13 protein-coding genes, 9 tRNA genes, 5 rRNA genes and 1 pseudogene (1 of these 28 only partly in view) are annotated in these 21,428 nt (G+C 48.7%); all 28 read right to left on the reverse strand.

Annotated elements, in window-relative coordinates; all coding sequences use genetic code 11:
• Positions 1-268 (reverse strand): 23S ribosomal RNA (locus MJQ52_RS11000); it reaches 2,662 nt to the left of the window's first position.
• 175 nt (positions 269-443) lie between these two features.
• A 16S ribosomal RNA gene (locus tag MJQ52_RS11005) occupies positions 444-1,994 on the reverse strand.
• A gap of 165 nt (positions 1,995-2,159) precedes the next feature.
• Positions 2,160-2,235 (reverse strand) — tRNA-Ala (locus MJQ52_RS11010).
• A 4-nt stretch (positions 2,236-2,239) separates the two neighbouring features.
• Positions 2,240-2,316: transfer RNA gene (locus MJQ52_RS11015), tRNA-Pro, on the reverse strand.
• A gap of 16 nt (positions 2,317-2,332) precedes the next feature.
• A tRNA-Arg gene (locus tag MJQ52_RS11020) sits at positions 2,333-2,409 on the reverse strand.
• Between the two features lie 11 nt (positions 2,410-2,420).
• A tRNA-Leu gene (locus MJQ52_RS11025) sits at positions 2,421-2,506 on the reverse strand.
• Between the two features lie 14 nt (positions 2,507-2,520).
• Positions 2,521-2,595 (reverse strand) — tRNA-Gly (locus tag MJQ52_RS11030).
• 24 nt (positions 2,596-2,619) lie between these two features.
• Positions 2,620-2,701 (reverse strand) — tRNA-Leu (locus MJQ52_RS11035).
• A gap of 6 nt (positions 2,702-2,707) precedes the next feature.
• Positions 2,708-2,783 (reverse strand) — tRNA-Lys (locus tag MJQ52_RS11040).
• A gap of 36 nt (positions 2,784-2,819) precedes the next feature.
• Positions 2,820-2,895, reverse strand: a tRNA-Thr gene (locus MJQ52_RS11045).
• Positions 2,896-2,900: 5 nt separating this feature from the next.
• A tRNA-Val gene (locus MJQ52_RS11050) sits at positions 2,901-2,976 on the reverse strand.
• Positions 2,977-2,999: 23 nt separating this feature from the next.
• Positions 3,000-3,115 (reverse strand): 5S ribosomal RNA (gene rrf, locus MJQ52_RS11055).
• A gap of 50 nt (positions 3,116-3,165) precedes the next feature.
• Positions 3,166-6,096: ribosomal RNA gene (locus MJQ52_RS11060) — 23S ribosomal RNA — on the reverse strand.
• Positions 6,097-6,329: 233 nt separating this feature from the next.
• A 16S ribosomal RNA gene (locus tag MJQ52_RS11065) occupies positions 6,330-7,881 on the reverse strand.
• The 16S, 23S and 5S rRNA genes sit together here with 9 tRNA genes alongside, the layout of an rRNA operon.
• A 329-nt stretch (positions 7,882-8,210) precedes the next feature.
• Entirely contained in the window at positions 8,211-9,710 is a 1,500-nt protein-coding gene (gene lysS, locus MJQ52_RS11070; protein WP_014304211.1) for a lysine--tRNA ligase, read from the reverse strand.
• 90 nt (positions 9,711-9,800) lie between these two features.
• Positions 9,801-10,802 (reverse strand): tRNA dihydrouridine synthase DusB, encoded by a 1,002-nt coding sequence (gene dusB / locus MJQ52_RS11075; protein WP_014304210.1) that lies wholly within the window; start codon positions 10,800-10,802, stop codon positions 9,801-9,803.
• Between the two features lie 21 nt (positions 10,803-10,823).
• The gene (locus MJQ52_RS11080) at positions 10,824-11,033 is read right to left on the reverse strand and encodes a helix-turn-helix domain-containing protein (RefSeq protein ID WP_003150668.1); all 210 of its coding nucleotides are present in this window, start codon (positions 11,031-11,033) and stop codon (positions 10,824-10,826) included.
• Positions 10,985-11,488, reverse strand: coding sequence for a 2-amino-4-hydroxy-6-hydroxymethyldihydropteridine diphosphokinase (folK, locus tag MJQ52_RS11085; protein WP_007409947.1), 504 nt, complete (start codon positions 11,486-11,488; stop codon positions 10,985-10,987). Before folK ends, MJQ52_RS11080 begins: the two co-directional genes overlap by 49 nt.
• On the reverse strand, positions 11,485-11,847 hold the full coding sequence (gene folB / locus MJQ52_RS11090) for a dihydroneopterin aldolase (protein ID WP_094247301.1): 363 nt from the start codon (positions 11,845-11,847) through the stop codon (positions 11,485-11,487). The genes folK and folB overlap by 4 nt, the downstream gene beginning before the upstream one ends.
• Positions 11,840-12,697, reverse strand: a complete 858-nt coding sequence (gene folP / locus MJQ52_RS11095; RefSeq protein ID WP_003150672.1) for a dihydropteroate synthase — start codon at positions 12,695-12,697, stop codon at positions 11,840-11,842. The genes folB and folP overlap by 8 nt, the downstream gene beginning before the upstream one ends.
• Positions 12,678-13,562: an aminodeoxychorismate lyase gene (pabC, locus tag MJQ52_RS11100; RefSeq protein WP_094247302.1), complete on the reverse strand. Its 885-nt coding sequence runs from the start codon at positions 13,560-13,562 to the stop codon at positions 12,678-12,680. The genes folP and pabC overlap by 20 nt, the downstream gene beginning before the upstream one ends.
• Positions 13,559-14,146 carry an aminodeoxychorismate/anthranilate synthase component II gene (gene pabA, locus MJQ52_RS11105; protein ID WP_003150674.1) on the reverse strand — a complete coding sequence of 196 codons (588 nt, stop codon included), beginning with the start codon at positions 14,144-14,146 and terminating at the stop codon, positions 13,559-13,561. Before pabA ends, pabC begins: the two co-directional genes overlap by 4 nt.
• Before the next feature lie 6 nt (positions 14,147-14,152).
• Positions 14,153-15,574: an aminodeoxychorismate synthase, component I gene (gene pabB / locus MJQ52_RS11110; RefSeq protein ID WP_094247905.1), complete on the reverse strand. Its 1,422-nt coding sequence runs from the start codon at positions 15,572-15,574 to the stop codon at positions 14,153-14,155.
• Between the two features lie 167 nt (positions 15,575-15,741).
• Positions 15,742-16,668, reverse strand: coding sequence for a cysteine synthase A (cysK, locus tag MJQ52_RS11115; protein ID WP_032872203.1), 927 nt, complete (start codon positions 16,666-16,668; stop codon positions 15,742-15,744).
• Between the two features lie 75 nt (positions 16,669-16,743).
• Positions 16,744-17,634, reverse strand: coding sequence for a peptidyl-prolyl cis-trans isomerase (locus MJQ52_RS11120; RefSeq protein ID WP_025650394.1), 891 nt, complete (start codon positions 17,632-17,634; stop codon positions 16,744-16,746).
• Positions 17,635-17,679: 45 nt separating this feature from the next.
• Entirely contained in the window at positions 17,680-18,555 is an 876-nt protein-coding gene (hslO, locus tag MJQ52_RS11125) for an Hsp33 family molecular chaperone HslO (RefSeq protein WP_004264606.1), read from the reverse strand.
• Between the two features lie 10 nt (positions 18,556-18,565).
• Positions 18,566-19,342, reverse strand: coding sequence for a type III pantothenate kinase (locus MJQ52_RS11130; protein ID WP_025650393.1), 777 nt, complete (start codon positions 19,340-19,342; stop codon positions 18,566-18,568).
• Between the two features lie 148 nt (positions 19,343-19,490).
• Positions 19,491-21,411 (reverse strand): annotated as a pseudogene (ftsH, locus tag MJQ52_RS11135) (ATP-dependent zinc metalloprotease FtsH).
• Positions 21,412-21,428 lie beyond the last annotated feature (17 nt).

Consider the following 21,428-nt stretch of genomic DNA (forward strand, 5'->3'; position numbering starts at 1 on the left):
TGGTCCCGTTTCGCTCGCCGCTACTCAGGGAATCGCATTTGCTTTCTCTTCCTCCGGGTACTTAGATGTTTCAGTTCCCCGGGTCTGCCTTCTCATATCCTATGTATTCAGATATGGATACCACTCCATTACGAGTGGTGGGTTTCCCCATTCGGAAATCTCCGGATCAAAGCTTGCTTACAGCTCCCCGAAGCATATCGGTGTTCGTCCCGTCCTTCATCGGCTCCTAGTGCCAAGGCATCCACCGTGCGCCCTTTCTAACTTAACCGTTAAAAAGAATCACTACGTGATATCTTGCATTACTAATTGAATGTGAATTACTTCTGTTATCTAGTTTTCAAAGAACAACATCTCGAAGAATCGAATGATCCTTCAAAACTAAACAAGACAGGGAACGTTCTGTTTATAAGACCCAAGGTCTTATATTCCGTTAAAATCCTTAGAAAGGAGGTGATCCAGCCGCACCTTCCGATACGGCTACCTTGTTACGACTTCACCCCAATCATCTGTCCCACCTTCGGCGGCTGGCTCCATAAAGGTTACCTCACCGACTTCGGGTGTTACAAACTCTCGTGGTGTGACGGGCGGTGTGTACAAGGCCCGGGAACGTATTCACCGCGGCATGCTGATCCGCGATTACTAGCGATTCCAGCTTCACGCAGTCGAGTTGCAGACTGCGATCCGAACTGAGAACAGATTTGTGGGATTGGCTTAACCTCGCGGTTTCGCTGCCCTTTGTTCTGTCCATTGTAGCACGTGTGTAGCCCAGGTCATAAGGGGCATGATGATTTGACGTCATCCCCACCTTCCTCCGGTTTGTCACCGGCAGTCACCTTAGAGTGCCCAACTGAATGCTGGCAACTAAGATCAAGGGTTGCGCTCGTTGCGGGACTTAACCCAACATCTCACGACACGAGCTGACGACAACCATGCACCACCTGTCACTCTGCCCCCGAAGGGGACGTCCTATCTCTAGGATTGTCAGAGGATGTCAAGACCTGGTAAGGTTCTTCGCGTTGCTTCGAATTAAACCACATGCTCCACCGCTTGTGCGGGCCCCCGTCAATTCCTTTGAGTTTCAGTCTTGCGACCGTACTCCCCAGGCGGAGTGCTTAATGCGTTAGTCGCGAGCACTAAGGGGCGGAAACCCCCTAACACTTAGCACTCATCGTTTACGGCGTGGACTACCAGGGTATCTAATCCTGTTCGCTCCCCACGCTTTCGCTCCTCAGCGTCAGTTACAGACCAGAGAGTCGCCTTCGCCACTGGTGTTCCTCCACATCTCTACGCATTTCACCGCTACACGTGGAATTCCACTCTCCTCTTCTGCACTCAAGTTCCCCAGTTTCCAATGACCCTCCCCGGTTGAGCCGGGGGCTTTCACATCAGACTTAAGAAACCGCCTGCGAGCCCTTTACGCCCAATAATTCCGGACAACGCTTGCCACCTACGTATTACCGCGGCTGCTGGCACGTAGTTAGCCGTGGCTTTCTGGTTAGGTACCGTCAAGGTGCCGCCCTATTTGAACGGCACTTGTTCTTCCCTAACAACAGAGCTTTACGATCCGAAAACCTTCATCACTCACGCGGCGTTGCTCCGTCAGACTTTCGTCCATTGCGGAAGATTCCCTACTGCTGCCTCCCGTAGGAGTCTGGGCCGTGTCTCAGTCCCAGTGTGGCCGATCACCCTCTCAGGTCGGCTACGCATCGTCGCCTTGGTGAGCCGTTACCTCACCAACTAGCTAATGCGCCGCGGGTCCATCTGTAAGTGGTAGCCGAAGCCACCTTTTATGTCTGAACCATGCGGTTCAAACAACCATCCGGTATTAGCCCCGGTTTCCCGGAGTTATCCCAGTCTTACAGGCAGGTTACCCACGTGTTACTCACCCGTCCGCCGCTAACATCAGGGAGCAAGCTCCCATCTGTCCGCTCGACTTGCATGTATTAGGCACGCCGCCAGCGTTCGTCCTGAGCCAGGATCAAACTCTCCGATAAAGTAGTTTGACTGACTACGCACATCGCTGTGCGATTTATTTAAAACTTTGAATTAACAGGTACGTTTTGTCTTGTTTAGTTTTCAAAGATCATTTTGTTCACTTTCTCAAGCAACTTTTTAAGTATATAATAAGTTTCTCTTAAAGTCAACATGTTTTTTATAAATGGTGGAGCCTAGCGGGATCGAACCGCTGACCTCCTGCGTGCAAAGCAGGCGCTCTCCCAGCTGAGCTAAGGCCCCGAAGTGGTCGGGAAGACAGGATTCGAACCTGCGACCCCATGGTCCCAAACCATGTGCTCTACCAAGCTGAGCTACTTCCCGATTTTTAAAAATATTATGGCGCGCCCGAGAGGAGTCGAACCCCTAACCTTTTGATCCGTAGTCAAACGCTCTATCCAATTGAGCTACGGGCGCATAATAATGAATGCCGAGGGCCGGACTTGAACCGGCACGGTAGTCACCTACCGCAGGATTTTAAGTCCTGTGTGTCTGCCAATTCCACCACCCCGGCGTGGATGGTATAGTTGGAGCGGAAGACGGGATTCGAACCCGCGACCCCCACCTTGGCAAGGTGGTGTTCTACCACTGAACTACTTCCGCATACAGGATAACTATCCTGTATAATGCGGGTGAAGGGACTTGAACCCCCACGTCATAAGACACTAGATCCTAAGTCTAGCGCGTCTGCCAATTCCGCCACACCCGCGTAACATGGTGAGCCATGAAGGACTCGAACCTTCGACCCTCTGATTAAAAGTCAGATGCTCTACCAACTGAGCTAATGGCTCTTTTTAAAAGACTTGTGTTATTGTCTTGTCCAAAAATGGTGCCGGCCAGAGGACTTGAACCCCCAACCTACTGATTACAAGTCAGTTGCTCTACCAATTGAGCTAGGCCGGCAAATATGGTGGAGGATGACGGGCTCGAACCGCCGACCCTCTGCTTGTAAGGCAGATGCTCTCCCAGCTGAGCTAATCCTCCGTATATTACACTTGCGTGTAATAGCTTGGCGGCGTCCTACTCTCACAGGGGGAAACCCCCGACTACCATCGGCGCTGAAGAGCTTAACTTCCGTGTTCGGCATGGGAACGGGTGTGACCTCTTCGCTATCGCCACCAAACCATTGAGAGTGTTCTCTCAAAACTAGATAACAGTAAGCATACATTCAAATTGGTTAAGTCCTCGATCGATTAGTATCTGTCAGCTCCATGTGTCGCCACACTTCCACCTCAGACCTATCAACCTGATCATCTTTCAGGGATCTTACTTCCTTGCGGAATGGGAAATCTCATCTTGAGGGGGGCTTCATGCTTAGATGCTTTCAGCACTTATCCCGTCCGCACATAGCTACCCAGCGATGCCCTTGGCAGAACAACTGGTACACCAGCGGTGCGTCCATCCCGGTCCTCTCGTACTAAGGACAGCTCCTCTCAAATTTCCTGCGCCCGCGACGGATAGGGACCGAACTGTCTCACGACGTTCTGAACCCAGCTCGCGTACCGCTTTAATGGGCGAACAGCCCAACCCTTGGGACCGACTACAGCCCCAGGATGCGATGAGCCGACATCGAGGTGCCAAACCTCCCCGTCGATGTGGACTCTTGGGGGAGATAAGCCTGTTATCCCCGGGGTAGCTTTTATCCGTTGAGCGATGGCCCTTCCATGCGGAACCACCGGATCACTAAGCCCGACTTTCGTCCCTGCTCGACTTGTAGGTCTCGCAGTCAAGCTCCCTTGTGCCTTTACACTCTGCGAATGATTTCCAACCATTCTGAGGGAACCTTTGGGCGCCTCCGTTACCTTTTAGGAGGCGACCGCCCCAGTCAAACTGCCCACCTGACACTGTCTCCCCGCCCGATAAGGGCGGCGGGTTAGAAGGTCAATACAGCCAGGGTAGTATCCCACCGATGCCTCCACCGAAGCTGGCGCTCCGGTTTCCAAGGCTCCTACCTATCCTGTACAAGCTGTACCAACATTCAATATCGAGGTCGCAGTAAAGCTCCACGGGGTCTTTCCGTCCTGTCGCGGGTAACCTGCATCTTCACAGGTACTATAATTTCACCGAGTCTCTCGTTGAGACAGTGCCCAGATCGTTGCGCCTTTCGTGCGGGTCGGAACTTACCCGACAAGGAATTTCGCTACCTTAGGACCGTTATAGTTACGGCCGCCGTTTACTGGGGCTTCAATTCGCACCTTCGCTTACGCTAAGCGCTCCTCTTAACCTTCCAGCACCGGGCAGGCGTCAGCCCCTATACTTCGCCTTACGGCTTCGCAGAGACCTGTGTTTTTGCTAAACAGTCGCCTGGGCCTATTCACTGCGGCTCTCTCGGGCTTGCACCCTAACAGAGCACCCCTTCTCCCGAAGTTACGGGGTCATTTTGCCGAGTTCCTTAACGAGAGTTCTCTCGATCACCTTAGGATTCTCTCCTCGCCTACCTGTGTCGGTTTGCGGTACGGGCACCTCTCACCTCGCTAGAGGCTTTTCTTGGCAGTGTGGAATCAGGAACTTCGCTACTATAATTCGCTCGCCATCACAGCTCAGCCTTCACGGGAAACGGATTTGCCTATTTCCCAGCCTAACTGCTTGGACGCGGATATCCAATACCGCGCTTACCCTATCCTCCTGCGTCCCCCCATTGCTCAAATGGTGAGGAGGTGGTACAGGAATATCAACCTGTTATCCATCGCCTACGCCTTTCGGCCTCGGCTTAGGTCCCGACTAACCCTGAGCGGACGAGCCTTCCTCAGGAAACCTTAGGCATTCGGTGGAGGGGATTCTCACCCCTCTTTCGCTACTCATACCGGCATTCTCACTTCTAAGCGCTCCACAAGTCCTTCCGGTCTTGCTTCACAGCCCTTAGAACGCTCTCCTACCACTGTTCGAAGAACAGTCCGCAGCTTCGGTGATACGTTTAGCCCCGGTACATTTTCGGCGCAGAGTCACTCGACCAGTGAGCTATTACGCACTCTTTAAATGGTGGCTGCTTCTAAGCCAACATCCTGGTTGTCTAAGCAACTCCACATCCTTTTCCACTTAACGTATACTTTGGGACCTTAGCTGGCGGTCTGGGCTGTTTCCCTTTCGACTACGGATCTTATCACTCGCAGTCTGACTCCCAAGGATAAGTCATCGGCATTCGGAGTTTGACTGAATTCGGTAACCCGGTAGGGGCCCCTAGTCCAATCAGTGCTCTACCTCCGAGACTCTTACCTTGAGGCTAGCCCTAAAGCTATTTCGGAGAGAACCAGCTATCTCCAGGTTCGATTGGCATTTCACCCCTACCCACACCTCATCCCCGCACTTTTCAACGTGCGTGGGTTCGGGCCTCCATTCAGTGTTACCTGAACTTCACCCTGGACATGGGTAGATCACCTGGTTTCGGGTCTACGACCACGTACTCAATTCGCCCTATTCAGACTCGCTTTCGGCGCGGCTCCGCATCTTCTGCTTAACCTTGCACGGGATCGTAACTCGCCGGTTCATTCTACAAAAGGCACGCCATCACCCGTTAACGGGCTCTGACTACTTGTAGGCACACGGTTTCAGGATCTCTTTCACTCCCCTTCCGGGGTGCTTTTCACCTTTCCCTCACGGTACTGGTTCACTATCGGTCACTAGGGAGTATTTAGCCTTGGGAGATGGTCCTCCCGGATTCCGACGGAATTTCACGTGTTCCGCCGTACTCAGGATCCACTCAGGAGAGAACGAAGTTTTGACTACAGGGCTGTTACCTCCTATGGCGGGCCTTTCCAGACCTCTTCATCTACCTCGTTCCTTTGTAACTCCGTACAGAGTGTCCTACAACCCCAAGAGGCAAGCCTCTTGGTTTGGGCTGGTCCCGTTTCGCTCGCCGCTACTCAGGGAATCGCATTTGCTTTCTCTTCCTCCGGGTACTTAGATGTTTCAGTTCCCCGGGTCTGCCTTCTCATATCCTATGTATTCAGATATGGATACCACTCCATTACGAGTGGTGGGTTTCCCCATTCGGAAATCTCCGGATCAAAGCTTGCTTACAGCTCCCCGAAGCATATCGGTGTTCGTCCCGTCCTTCATCGGCTCCTAGTGCCAAGGCATCCACCGTGCGCCCTTTCTAACTTAACCGTTAAAAAGAATCACTACGTGATATCTTGCATTACTAATTGAATGTGAATTACTTCTGTTATCTAGTTTTCAAAGAACAACGCATAGGACATGCTAACACATGCGTTGCCACAGGAAGTGGCGCATTTAGCAGGTGTTCCTATGTTTTGAAGGAATGATCCTTCAAAACTAAACAAGACAGAGAACGTTCTGTTTATAAGACCCAAGGTCTTATATTCCGTTAAAATCCTTAGAAAGGAGGTGATCCAGCCGCACCTTCCGATACGGCTACCTTGTTACGACTTCACCCCAATCATCTGTCCCACCTTCGGCGGCTGGCTCCATAAAGGTTACCTCACCGACTTCGGGTGTTACAAACTCTCGTGGTGTGACGGGCGGTGTGTACAAGGCCCGGGAACGTATTCACCGCGGCATGCTGATCCGCGATTACTAGCGATTCCAGCTTCACGCAGTCGAGTTGCAGACTGCGATCCGAACTGAGAACAGATTTGTGGGATTGGCTTAACCTCGCGGTTTCGCTGCCCTTTGTTCTGTCCATTGTAGCACGTGTGTAGCCCAGGTCATAAGGGGCATGATGATTTGACGTCATCCCCACCTTCCTCCGGTTTGTCACCGGCAGTCACCTTAGAGTGCCCAACTGAATGCTGGCAACTAAGATCAAGGGTTGCGCTCGTTGCGGGACTTAACCCAACATCTCACGACACGAGCTGACGACAACCATGCACCACCTGTCACTCTGCCCCCGAAGGGGACGTCCTATCTCTAGGATTGTCAGAGGATGTCAAGACCTGGTAAGGTTCTTCGCGTTGCTTCGAATTAAACCACATGCTCCACCGCTTGTGCGGGCCCCCGTCAATTCCTTTGAGTTTCAGTCTTGCGACCGTACTCCCCAGGCGGAGTGCTTAATGCGTTAGTCTGCGAGCACTAAGGGGCGGAAACCCCCTAACACTTAGCACTCATCGTTTACGGCGTGGACTACCAGGGTATCTAATCCTGTTCGCTCCCCACGCTTTCGCTCCTCAGCGTCAGTTACAGACCAGAGAGTCGCCTTCGCCACTGGTGTTCCTCCACATCTCTACGCATTTCACCGCTACACGTGGAATTCCACTCTCCTCTTCTGCACTCAAGTTCCCCAGTTTCCAATGACCCTCCCCGGTTGAGCCGGGGGCTTTCACATCAGACTTAAGAAACCGCCTGCGAGCCCTTTACGCCCAATAATTCCGGACAACGCTTGCCACCTACGTATTACCGCGGCTGCTGGCACGTAGTTAGCCGTGGCTTTCTGGTTAGGTACCGTCAAGGTGCCGCCCTATTTGAACGGCACTTGTTCTTCCCTAACAACAGAGCTTTACGATCCGAAAACCTTCATCACTCACGCGGCGTTGCTCCGTCAGACTTTCGTCCATTGCGGAAGATTCCCTACTGCTGCCTCCCGTAGGAGTCTGGGCCGTGTCTCAGTCCCAGTGTGGCCGATCACCCTCTCAGGTCGGCTACGCATCGTCGCCTTGGTGAGCCGTTACCTCACCAACTAGCTAATGCGCCGCGGGTCCATCTGTAAGTGGTAGCCGAAGCCACCTTTTATGTCTGAACCATGCGGTTCAAACAACCATCCGGTATTAGCCCCGGTTTCCCGGAGTTATCCCAGTCTTACAGGCAGGTTACCCACGTGTTACTCACCCGTCCGCCGCTAACATCAGGGAGCAAGCTCCCATCTGTCCGCTCGACTTGCATGTATTAGGCACGCCGCCAGCGTTCGTCCTGAGCCAGGATCAAACTCTCCGATAAAGTAGTTTGACTGACTACGCACATCGCTGTGCGATTTATTTAAAACTTTGAATTAACAGGTACGTTTTGTCTTGTTTAGTTTTCAAAGATCATTTTGTCTTTCGTTCAAGCGACTTTATTATTATATCTTATCAATCTCTTGAAGTCAACAACTTTTTTTGAATTTCCTTTTTCGTCAGCGCCTTGTTTAGCGGCAACGAATAATAATATACCACCTCACAAATAATAGTGCAATAGTTTTTTAAAAGAAAATCAAAAAAGTTTTACGAGCGGCTTGTTTCTAAAAAAGCGCCGTACTGCGATAAGCAGAAACGGCGCCTTCCCTTTTATTAGCGTTGTCTCATTTGAGGGAATAATAAAACGTCTCTGATAGACGGAGCATTTGTTAACAGCATGACAAGGCGGTCGATACCGATACCCAATCCTCCGGTCGGCGGCATGCCGTATTCAAGAGCTTCAACGAAGTCTTCATCCATCATATGCGCTTCATCGTTTCCTTCTTCTCTTTCTTTTAATTGCGCTTCAAAGCGTTCCCTCTGGTCAATAGGGTCATTCAGCTCCGTAAACGCATTAGCGTGCTCACGGCCGACGATAAACAGCTCAAAACGGTCTGTAAAGCGAGGGTCCTCCGGATTTTTCTTAGCAAGAGGAGAAATCTCTACAGGGTGGCCGTAAATAAATGTAGGCTGAATGAGTGTTTCTTCAATTTTTTGTTCGAAGAATTCATTGATGATATGACCCACCGTCATTGAGTTTGTGATCTCGATACCATGCTCTTTTGCATGACCGCGTGCTTCTTCAACAGTCATCTCATTCCAGAAATCTACGCCTGTCGCTTCTTTGACCGCATCTACCATGTGGAGTCGTTTCCACTCAGGTTTCAGATCAATCTGCTCTTCGCCGTACTGGATTGTGGTGCTTCCAAGCACTTCCTGCGCAATATGTGCTACGAGGTTTTCCGTAAGACTCATAATATCTTTATAATCGGCGTACGCTTCATACAGCTCGATCATCGTGAATTCAGGATTGTGGCGTGTAGAAACACCTTCGTTACGGAACACGCGGCCGATTTCGTAGACTTTTTCCAATCCGCCGACAATCAGGCGTTTCAGGTGCAGTTCAATCGCAATACGCATATAAAGAGGCATGTCGAGCGCGTTATGGTGCGTGATGAACGGGCGTGCAGACGCTCCTCCCGGTATGCTGTGCATCGTAGGTGTTTCAACTTCTAAGTATCCATGGTCATCTAAGTATCTTCTCATCGCTTGGATGATTTTGCTGCGTGTGATAAACGTTTGTTTGCTGTCAGGGTTTACGATGAGATCGAGATAGCGCTGGCGGTAACGCTGTTCAACGTCTTTTAACCCATGATATTTATCAGGAAGAGGACGCAGTGCTTTTGTCAGCAGTTCAAAAGATGTCGCTTTGACAGAAAGCTCGCCTACGTTTGTTTTGAAAACTTTCCCCGTGATGCCGATAACGTCTCCGAGGTCTGAAGATTTAAAGATTTCATATTGTTCTTCGCCGACACTGTCTTTTCTTACGTAAATTTGAATTTGACCTTCTAAGTCCTGCAGATGCGCAAAGCCGGCTTTCCCTTTTCCGCGCTTTGTCATCATACGGCCTGCAATGGTCACTTCGATCGCTTTTTCTTCCAGTTCTTCTTTAGAAAGCTCCTGGTAGGCTTCTATGATCTGTTGAGATTGATGCGTTCTCTCGAAACGTTCGCCGAAAGGGTCAATGCCGTTTTCTCTCAGTTGGTTCATTTTATCTCGTCTGACTTGCAGCTGGTCGTTCAATTCCTCATGATTTTGCTCTTCTTGACTCATTGGTATCACTCCGTTACATTTTGATTTCACGAAAAAGCAGAAAAACTGCCAGCGGTAAGCTGGCAGTGAGCAGCAATAGAGGGTGTATTATTAACCTACTTTTGCATCTTGAAGCTCTTTTGCCTCTGCTTCGGCGGTAAATGCATCTAAAAGCTGCACAAATTCTTCACGCGTCTCACATTGGTTAATTTCATTGCGTACATTCGCATTGCCTCTGACACCTTTCAGATACCAGGCAGCGTGTTTTCTCATTTCTCTGACTGCCACATTTTCGCCTTTTAACTTAATCAGGCGGTCTAAGTGCAGTTTGCATACCGACATTTTTTCACGGACTTTCGGCTCGTCTTTTAACTCACCGGTTTCAAGGTACTGCACCGTACGGTAAATCATCCACGGGTTGCCGAGTGCGGCCCGGCCGATCATGACGCCGTCAACTCCTGTTTCCTCAAGCATGCGTTTCGCGTCCTGAGGCGTTTTGACATCACCGTTTCCGATGACGGGAATGGAGACGGATTGCTTCACTTCTTTAATGATATCCCAGTTCGCAGTGCCTTCATACATTTGCACTCTTGTGCGGCCGTGAAGGGCAACGGCTTTTCCGCCGGCACGTTCAACGGCTTGGGCGTTTTTCACCGCATAAATGTGATCTTCATCCCAACCCATTCTCATCTTCACTGTAACCGGCTTATCAACAGCATCTACTACTGCGGATACCATTTCATAAATCTTATCAGGATCGAGAAGCCATTTGGCGCCCGCATCACATTTTGTAATCTTTGGTACGGGACATCCCATGTTAATATCAATAATATCAGCAGTCGTGTTTTGATCTACAAACTTCGCCGCTTCCACAAGGGTTTCCTTTTTTCCTCCAAAAATCTGAAGGCTGAGCGGTTTTTCACGTTCATCAATGTAAAGCATCCCCATTGTTCTTGCGTTGTTGTAAAGTATCGCTTTGTCACTGACCATTTCAGCGCATACCAATCCGGCTCCGAATTCCTTTACAGTCAATCTGAACGCTGAGTTGCAGACACCGGCCATAGGGGCAAGCACAACCCGGTTTTTCAATTGAATATCACCGATTTTAAACATTTTTCCCCTCCTTTCATCTGTCTATTTTTCAGGCGGGGCCAATTCGTCCGCACTTATATTTAAAACATCTGCCGCATCTTGAATGATGGCATCTGACGGCAATCGGTTTCCGCGTTCAATTTCACCGACAATAGAAACTGATATACCTAATGCTTTTGCAAATCCTTCTTGAGTATAACCTTTCAGCTTTCTGAATGCACGAATTCGCCTACCCCAGATTTCTGCTTCCATACTCTTACACCTTCTTGGTTTGTTTCAGCGCTTATCGTGATATGATCCGCCTGCGGACATATTTCTTTTAACGGCGCAAGGACAAATAAGCGCTCATACATTCTCGGATGCGGAACAATCAGCCGCTCTGTTTCAATATTTTCACGATTATACAGCAAAATGTCAAGGTCTGCCGTCCGCGGTCCCCAGCGAATCTCTCTCGTTCTGCCTAATTCAGCTTCAATGCTCTGCGTTACATCAAGAAGTTCAAAAGGAGATAACGACGTTTTCACTTCAACCGCCATATTGAGAAACTGATCTTGATCCTCATAACCCACGGGATCTGTTTCATATATGGAGGACACCTTTGACACCGTCACGCCATGATGCCGGCTGAGCATGGCAACTGCCTGGCGCAAATAATGTTCACGGTCGCCCATATTGGAACCGAGGCCGATATATGCCGTATTGTTCATGATTTCTTTCTCGTCATTTCTATGGCTACTGATTTATAATGGCCGGGAATCGGCGGGTCAGGCTTAACAACCTTTACCGTACATTGCCGCACCGGCTCAAATTTCTCAAGGACGGTGTCTGCGATCCGTTCCGCAAGAGTCTCGACCAAATTAACGGGCTCGCCCTCAACGATGCCGCGGCAGACACTGTACAATTCCGCATAGTTAATGGTATAAGAAAGGTCATCCGTTTTTCCCGCTTTGCTCAAATCCAGTTCGGCAGTCAGGTCTACTTTGAAGCGCTGGCCGAGTTTGTTTTCTTCTTCGAACACGCCGTGATATCCGTAAAACTCCATACCTTCCACATATACTTTATCCATAATGTGCGCCTCCTTTGTTCAGCATAGCATCCATCATCTTAGTCATTCTGGCGATCTCTTTGACATCGTGCACCCTCACAATGTCGCAGCCTTTTTGGACGCCAAGGCATACTGTCGCTCCCGTTCCCTCGGCACGTTCTTCAGGGGGAAGGTCAAGCACACGGCCGATGAACCTTTTTCTCGATGTGGCCAGGAGCAGCGGATAACCTAACCCGCTGAACACCTCCAGCTTGTTCATGACAGCCAGATTGTCCTCATAGTTTTTCGCAAAGCCGATCCCCGGATCCAGAATCATGTTTTCATCTGTGACGCCGGCTTCTGCGGCAATTTTTACGCTTTCCATCAAGTCTGCAAGCATATCAGGAATAAGATCGTTGTAGTTTCTTTCCATACGATTATGCATTAAGATAATCGGAACCCCGTGTGCGGCGGCTACTGACGCCATGTCAGGGTCACCTTTCGCCCCCCAGATGTCATTAAGGATAGAGGCTCCCGCTTTGACCGCTTCGTCTGCCACGGACGCTTTGTACGTATCGATTGAAAGCGGAATGTCCAGCTCGCTTGTGATCCGTTCTATGACGGGGATGACTCGTGACATTTCCTCATCAGCCGACACGAGTGATGCGCCGGGCCTTGTCGATTCGCCGCCGATATCTATGATATGCGCCCCTTCTTCAGCCATCTTCGCCGCATGCAGAAGCGCCCTTTCCGTACTGTCGTATTTGCCGCCGTCAGAGAAGGAGTCTGGCGTTACATTTAATATCCCCATAACGAGCGTCTTCTCTTTATAGGACAGAGCGCCTTTTTTTGTATGAATCAGTTTAGGCTGTTCAATTGTTTGCTGCGCCATTTTGTTCCTCCTCCTGTACATTCATTTTGTTTATTTCCTGCTGATACTGCTTACGGAGCAATTGCACCGTTTTTCCGCTCATTCCGGGCAGCGGCACTTCCTCTATTTTAGAAAACGGGATGATTTCAAGCACGGAGTTTGTCAACCAAGCTTCATCCGCTTCAAGCATTGATTGAAAACGGAATCGGCCTTCGGTGACTTCTGTCCCCTGCCGTTTCAATTCATCAATGACAAACTGTCTTGTTACCCCATCGAGAATTCCCGTATCCAAAGATGGCGTAAAGACCTTGTCTCCTTTTCGCCAAAACACGTTGGAGACAATGCCTTCCGCGACATCTCCTTCTCCGGTCAGGAAAATCCCTTCAAGATTGGGATCATTCCCGATCTCCCGTTTAGCGTACATGTTGTTTAAATAGTGATGGGATTTTAACCGGAAATGTCCTTCAGGCGTATTTCTCCGGACAGAGAGAAGCCTGCCTTCTTTTTGAACAGGCAGAGTTTCCGGATTGAGCCGGTTGACGAAACAAAGAACGGTCGGCTTTTCATAAGTCTGCGCGGCAAATCCCTTATCGCTGACGCCTGCCGAGATGTTAAGCCGGACACGCGCGCTGCCGTCCTTTATGTCATTGAGGAGCAACAGTCTCCGAAGCATATCAAGCAGCTCCTGTTTGTTCACCTCATATGCAATCTGCAGATCCCGAAGCGCCCTGTTGAGCCTGGCGACATGCGCATCCGGCAGAAACGGCCGGCCGCTGTAAAGCCTGAACGTTTCGAACGCGCCGATCCCGTACAGATAACCATGGTCAAAAGGAGAAAGCGCCGCTTCTTTCTCCTCTATATATTGACCATTCAAATATATAATCACACCGATACTTCCTTTTTGCGGTGTGTCTCTATAAAGTTTCTGAGCATCTCTTTGCCGAAGGAGGTCATGATGGATTCCGGATGGAACTGAACACCTTCAACAGGCAGCTCATTATGGCGGATTGCCATAATTTCTCCTTCTTTGGTTTGAGCGGATACCGTAAAACAATCCGGCAGCGTGTCCGCTTTGACAATAAGTGAATGGTACCGGGTGGCGACCAGCGGATTTTGCAGGCCGTTAAAAATCGTCTGTCCGTCATGCATAACTTCTGACGTTTTGCCGTGCATGAGCCGCTCTGCTCTGACGACATCGCCGCCGAATACTTGCGCAATCGACTGATGCCCGAGACATACGCCGAAAATAGGAATACTGCCGGCAAAATGTTTGATGGCTTCGAGGCTGATCCCCGCTTCATCAGGACTGCACGGCCCGGGAGAAATCATTAAGAAGTCCGGACCCAGCTCTTCAATCTGCTCAATCGTAATCTCGTCATTCCGTCTGACGATCAGTTCCTCCCCGAGCTCACCCAAATATTGAACCAAGTTGTACGTAAATGAATCATAATTGTCAATCATTAAAATCATCTCTGCTCACCTCGTCTGATTTTTTGTCTCTTCTTCACTCAGCTCTAACGCCTTTTTCATCGCAAAAGCTTTTTTGAACGATTCCTTGTATTCATGCTTCGGAACCGAATCAATAACCACTCCTGCTCCGGACTGCATAAAAGCATGTCCGCCGGCTGCATAGATCGTCCGGATCACAATGTTAAACTGCAAATCTCCGTTGAATCCGAACCAGCCTATAGATCCAGTATAAAGCCCCCGTCTTGTCGGCTCAAGCTCTTCTATAATTTCCATCGTTCTCACTTTGGGCGCTCCCGTGATGGTGCCCCCCGGGAACACCGCATGAATAATGTCTGTCGCGTCATATCCGTCCTGCAGCTCTCCCTGTACGTTTGACACGATATGCATGACGTGGGAATACTTTTCGATCGCCATAAACTCGTTAACCCGCACGGAACCGTAGCGCGATACGCGCCCGAGGTCATTACGCTCAAGATCAACAAGCATGACGTGTTCCGCACGTTCTTTTTCGTTGTGAATTAATTCATCAGCCAAAGCCTTGTCTTCAGCATCGTCTTTTCCTCTTGAACGCGTACCCGCGATCGGTCTCGTTTCAAGCTTCTTCCCCTTCTTTGTCACCAATAGCTCCGGCGACCCGCATATCACTTGAAACCCCGGTGTCTCGAGATAGGCCATGTAAGGAGACGGATTGACGTTTCTCAAGTGTTTATACACCTCATACGGATGAACGGATAAAGACTGAGACTGCCTGATGGACAAATTAACCTGGAACACATCGCCGCTCGCGATATATTGTTTAATTTGTTCTACAGCCTGTGAAAATCCTTCCTCAGTGAACGGAGCGGCGTACGATCCGTCCCCATTCCGATTCAGCGGTGAAAAAGGCTCGTCCGCCGTTTGGAGGGAACACCACATGTCCTCTAAGCTGGACAGCTTTTCTTCCGCAAGATCCGCTTCTTCCGCTTCAGTATGGGTAATGAGCCATAACGCCTCTTCCTCATGGTCATAAACGGCCACATCATCAAAAACAAGAAAGTAAATATCGGGTGTTTCCAGATCATCTAACGACAGCATCTTAAAATTCTCAATATATCGGGCATAGTCGTAACTGATAAAACCAATCGCACCGCCCTGAAAGTCCGGAAACTCAACGTTTGTTTCCGTTCCGAGCGTTCCAAACCATTCATGAAAGGCCCGCAGCGGGTCACCTTCTTTAAACAGTGTTTCTCCCTCATGCTTGATCGTAGTAATTCCGTCTTTCCCTCTGACGGACGCAATCGGATCTAGACCGGCTATACTGAATCTTCCCCCTCTCGCGCTTTCGAGCAGAACATGCCGTTTTCTCGATTTCGAAAGGTTTTCATATCGCTGTAAAAATGCTTGTTTCGTAAAAGGTATTTTTCTTCCTGCCGGTCTGCGTTGTGCCATCATATCAATCCTCTGCTTCGTTTTACTGTAGTTTTATTTTAAAGCAATCACACTGGTGAAAAAAGTGAATTTCACTTCCAACCATAAAATTCGAAACGTTTTTTGGATTTTCGATACTTCAGGCACAAAAAAACTCCCGGATACAGCCGGGAGCCGTGTGTATGTCTCTATTCAAACTGATAAAGCGGTGTGCTTAAGTAACGTTCTCCGTTACTAGGGATGATCGCAAGCACTTTCTTGCCTTTCCCGAGTTTTTTTGCGATTTCCAGCGCCGCGTAAATGGCCGCTCCGGAAGAAATACCGCCGAGAATCCCTTCTTCTTTTGCCGTTTTACGGGCATATTCAAATGCATCCTCATTTTTGACGGGAATGATTTGATCATAGATGTCCGTATTCAATGTTTCAGGGACAAATCCCGCTCCGATACCCTGAATTTTATGCGGGCCCGGTTTTCCGCCGGAAAGAACTGGAGAATCCGCCGGCTCTACCGCATAGATTTTGATGGATGGATATGCTTCTTTCAGCACTTCGCCCGCTCCCGTGATGGTTCCGCCGGTACCGATTCCGGCCACGAACGCATCAAGCTGGTCGTCACCAAACTGTTCTACGATTTCTTTCCCCGTCGTTTGACGGTGAATTTCCGGGTTTGCCGCATTGTTGAATTGCTGAGGCACAAAGTATCCGTTTTCCTCCGCAAGTTCTTCCGCCTTTTTAATGGCGCCCTTCATTCCTTCTGCGCCGGGAGTCAGCACAAGCTCCGCTCCGTATGCGCGCAGCAGATTGCGTCGTTCCATACTCATTGTATCAGGCATAACGAGAATGGCTCTGAGACCTTTAGCCGCTGCCACCATCGCAAGACCGATCCCTGTATTTCCGCTTGTCGGTTCAATGATTGTGTCGCCGGCTTTTAATTTTCCTTCTTTTTCAGCCGCTTCAATCATCGCCGCTCCGATACGGTCTTTTACGCTGCTGCCCGGATTCATGTATTCAAGCTTCAGATATACATCTGCACTGTTTTCATCCGTCAGGCGATTCAATTTCACAATAGGAGTATTTCCGATTAGTTCAGTAATAGAATTTGCAATACGCACCATGTTGGACACCTCAATTTCCGACTAAATTTATTGGTATTATAAATATAAGTTATCAATTTCAAAATTTTTTGTCAATCATTTAGTTCTTTTTTCCCCGTAGAACCAAGAGACCCCCGCCTCTTTCCACAGCGTTTTGACTGTCGCCTTGTCACCTAATTGATCCATCGCGATCTGGCGTCTGATTTGGCTCTTCACTTCATTGTATGAGAAAGTTCTCGCTTTAAGCTTTTCTTTCAGCTGAATAACGGCATATCCTGAAGAAACTTTAATCGGTTCAGCGGACCACTCATCTTCTTTGAGATTTTTAGCTTCTGTGATATATGCCTGCGGGATATTTTCCTGGTTTTCTGTCACAAAGCCGAGGTCTCCGCCATACTGAGACGTGTATCTGTCCGTGGAACGCTCAGCGGCGACGGCTTCAAAGCCGGAACCGCCTTTCAAATCAGCAAGCACTCTGTCCGCCTCTTCCTTGTTTTTGACGACAATGTGCCGGATTCTGTAGGAATCATCGAAATGGTACAGTTCTTTATTTTTATTATAAAATGATTGCATTTCCTTATCCGATATATCGATGTCCTTCGTCAGCAGTTCTTCAAGAAGAATGTTGTAGCGGATCTGGTCTCTCCATTCTTTTTCGGTAATATGGCTGTCTTCATAAAATGAATTATTCACCGCTTTGATTAAAAGAAATTCACGTTCCAATTCGGTGTTTGAAACTGTGAGTTTATTCTTTTTCGCAAGTTCTTCCACTACTTGTGCATTAATCATGTCTTCCAGAGTTGATTTTCCGTACTCGTCTTCCATCTTTTTCATCCAGTCCTGCCGTGTGATATGTTTATCACCGATTGTCGCGATGGATTCTTCAGATGACCCTGCAGCTTGGGATTTTGTTAACTTATACGCCACTGCCACACTGCATACCAACAGCGCCGCTACAATAATCGTTAAAAGTGTTCTCGATTTCAAAATCTACCCCATCCCTTTTATAAAATAGAACAACCCGCTAAAGAGCTAGCGGGTTGTTTCGTCACGAAGCTCTTCCAGTTCTTCTTTTGTAAATAAATATTTCTCATTACAAAAATGGCAAACCGCTTCGGCTTTTCCGTCTTCTTCTATCATATCTTGTATTTCTTTTTTGCCTAGTCCTAAAATGGCCGTTTCGAATCGATCTTTTGAACAAGAACAGTGAAATTTGACCGGCATTGTTTCGAGAACGTCCGGTTTTTGACCCAGAACTTCTTCTAAGATTTCTTCCGGTGTCAGGCCTTTTTGAATCAATTTTGAAATCGGTTCGATTTGAGATAATTGCTTTTCAATTGTTGAAATGGTTTCTTCATCAGTCCCCGGAAGAAGCTGAATGATGAACCCGCCCGCAGCGAGAATCGTGTTATCAGGATTCACTAGAACACCTACGCCGACAGATGAAGGGACTTGTTCAGAAGAAACAAGGTAATACGTGAAGTCATCACCGAGTTCACCCGAGACAATCTCTACTTGTCCCGTAAAATAATCACGCAAGCCCAAATCTTTTACGACACTGAGTGTTCCGTCAGTTCCGACCGCCCGTCTGACATCCAGTTTCCCTTGTTCATTGAGGTCAAAATGAACATGCGGGTTTGATACGTATGCTCTTACCTCACCCTTTGCGTTCGCATCTGCGACAATGGCTCCGATCGGGCCGCCGCCTTCTATTTTGACTGTCAGCTTATCTTCACCCTTAAGCATCGCTCCGAGCATCAGAGACGCTGTCATCGTCCGGCCGATTGCGGCTGATGCCGTCGGCCACGTGTCATGCCTTCTTTGCGCTTCATTTACCATATCTGTCGTTCTGGCTGCATAAGCCCGCACTTTACCATCATATGCAATTGCTTTAATTAAATAATCCATCGTTTACCTCCTATACGTGACCCACGCGATTTCGCTCATAAATGATTTCCAGCCCTTTTAAAGTAAGAAACGGGTCAACAATATCAATACAGTCTGATTCATTTGCGATTAATGACGCAAGCCCGCCTGTCGCAATGACTTTCGGTTCTTGTTTGGCCTGCCATTTCATCCGCTTTACAATGCCTTCAACTTGTCCGACATAGCCGAAAAGGATGCCGGACTGCATGGCGCTTACCGTGTTTTTGCCGATGATATTGTCCGGTCGGGCGATTTCAATTCTCGGAAGCTTGGCCGCGCGTGAGTACAGCGCTTCCGTTGAAATTGTAATGCCGGGAGCAATCGCGCCGCCCATATATTGTTTGTTTTCATCAATGTAGCAATACGTCGTCGCCGTTCCGAAATCAACAACAATTAAGGGGCCGCCATACTGATGAATCGCCGCAACGGCATTGACGATTCTGTCAGCTCCCACTTCTTTCGGATTGTCATATTTTATATTTAAACCTGTTTTCATTCCCGGGCCGACAACCTGCGGCTCGATGTGAAAGTATTTTGTGCACATTCTTTCTAAAGAGAACATAATCGGCGGCACTACGGATGAGATGATAATCCCTTCAATCTGTTCAAACATCAGTCCGGAATGTTCAAATAAGGAGCGGAGCAGCATGCCGAATTCGTCTTCTGTTTTGTGCCTGCTCGTTTCTATGCGCCAATGATATTCTAGTTCCCCATCATGATATACACCAATCACGGTGTTGGTGTTCCCCACATCTATAACCAGTAACAACCTCTATCACCACTTTTGAATAGTTTCTAATCATAACATTTTCAACATTCTACAATACCATACACGATCTGCGGCTCTTTTGTAAACAAAACGAAACCAGTAAAAAAACCGCCGGTATACGCCGGCGGTTTTCATATCAGAAAGCGAACTATTCTTTCGGCTCGTCTTTCTTTTCGTCTTCTGTTTTAGACAGGATGTTTACTTTCACATCGTCTTTTTGAAGATGGTCATCTGAGAAATTGCGCTCAGGGAGTTTTCCGTGATCCACGAGATGCTTGATTTGTTCCGCATCTAATGTTTCCACATCAAGCAATGTCTGAGCAATCAATTCAAGCTTATCACGATTTTCAGTCAGGATGGTTTTCGCACGCTCATAACATTCTTTAATGATGCGCTGAATTTCCTGATCGATTTCGTAAGCGATCTGATCACTGTAGTTTTGCTCGTTGTTGAAATCCCGGCCCAGGAATACTTGACCGCCTTGAGATTGACCGAACTGAAGCGGTCCGAGTTTTTCTGACATACCGAACTCTGTCACCATTCTTCTGGCAATGTTCGTTGCCCGCTGGAAGTCATTGTGAGCCCCCGTGCTGACTTCACCGAAGATAATTTCCTCCGCAACACGTCCGCCCAGAAGACCGACAATTTTATCGAGAAGTTCAGGTTTTGTCTGGAAGTAACGGTCTTCTCTCGGAAGCATGACTGCGTATCCGCCCGCCTGCCCCCTCGGAACGATCGTTACTTTATGAACCATATCGGCTTCATCCAGCACAAGTCCGATAACGGTGTGACCGCCCTCGTGGTACGCCACGATATTGCGTTCTTTTTTCGAGATGACACGGCTCTTCTTCGCAGGACCCGCAATGACACGGTCCGTTGCTTCATCAATGTCGCGCATATCAATTTTCTTCTTGTTTTGACGGGCAGCAACGAGTGCCGCTTCGTTAAGAAGGTTTTCTAAATCTGCGCCTGAGAAACCGGGTGTTCTTGAAGCGATTGCTTTTAAGTTCACCGTCTCATCAAGCGGTTTGTTTCTCGCATGCACCTGCAATACGGCTTCACGGCCGATGACATCCGGACGGTCTACCGTAATCTGACGGTCAAAACGTCCCGGACGGAGCAATGCAGGGTCAAGAATGTCCGCACGGTTTGTCGCAGCGATAATAATGATTCCTTCATTCGCACTGAAACCGTCCATCTCAACAAGCAGCTGGTTCAGCGTCTGTTCGCGTTCATCATGCCCGCCGCCAAGACCGGCGCCGCGCTGACGTCCTACCGCGTCGATCTCATCAATAAAGATCAGGCAAGGCGCATTCTTTTTCGCATTTTCGAATAAATCACGCACACGGGAAGCACCGACACCGACAAACATTTCAACGAAGTCAGATCCGCTGATGCTGAAGAAAGGAACGCCCGCTTCACCGGCTGAGGCTCTCGCAAGCAATGTCTTACCGGTTCCCGGAGGTCCGACCAGCAGCCACGCCTTTAGGGATTCTGGCGCCAAGCTCGGCGAATTTGCGGGGATCTTTCAGAAACTCAACAACCTCAACGAGCTCCTGCTTCTCCTCATCCGCGCCGGCAACATCTTTAAACTTCACGCGTTTCTTTTCTTCCGTATACAGCTTCGCTTTGCTCTTTCCGAAGTTCATGACACGGCTGCCGCCGCCCTGAGCCTGATTGAGCAGGAAGAAAAACAGAATAAAGATGATGACAAACGGAATGATCGTCGTTAAGAACGTCACCCACCCGCTTGTTTCCTGTGCGGGATCAACTTTTACGTCCGTCTTTTTAATTGCGTCAAATATCTGGTCTGCTCCTTTTCCTTCAGGAACATGTGTTAAAAAGTACTGGTCTTTATCGTATTTTTTCAGCTGTCCTTTTACCTCATAAACACCTCTGACAGGCTGAACCGATACGCTATCAACTTTCCCTTCATCGAGGTTCTTGATAAACGTACTGTACGACATATTTTCTGTTTTCGGGTTTGAGGTCTGGAAGTAACTCACAACCCCGATTACTACTAATAAAATAAGTAAATAAAAAATGGTATTACGGAAGACCCGATTCATTCCTTACCTCCTCCCAC

The organism is Bacillus sp. jun7, assembly GCF_051034795.1.
Classification (GTDB): Bacteria; Bacillota; Bacilli; order Bacillales; family Bacillaceae; genus Bacillus; species Bacillus velezensis.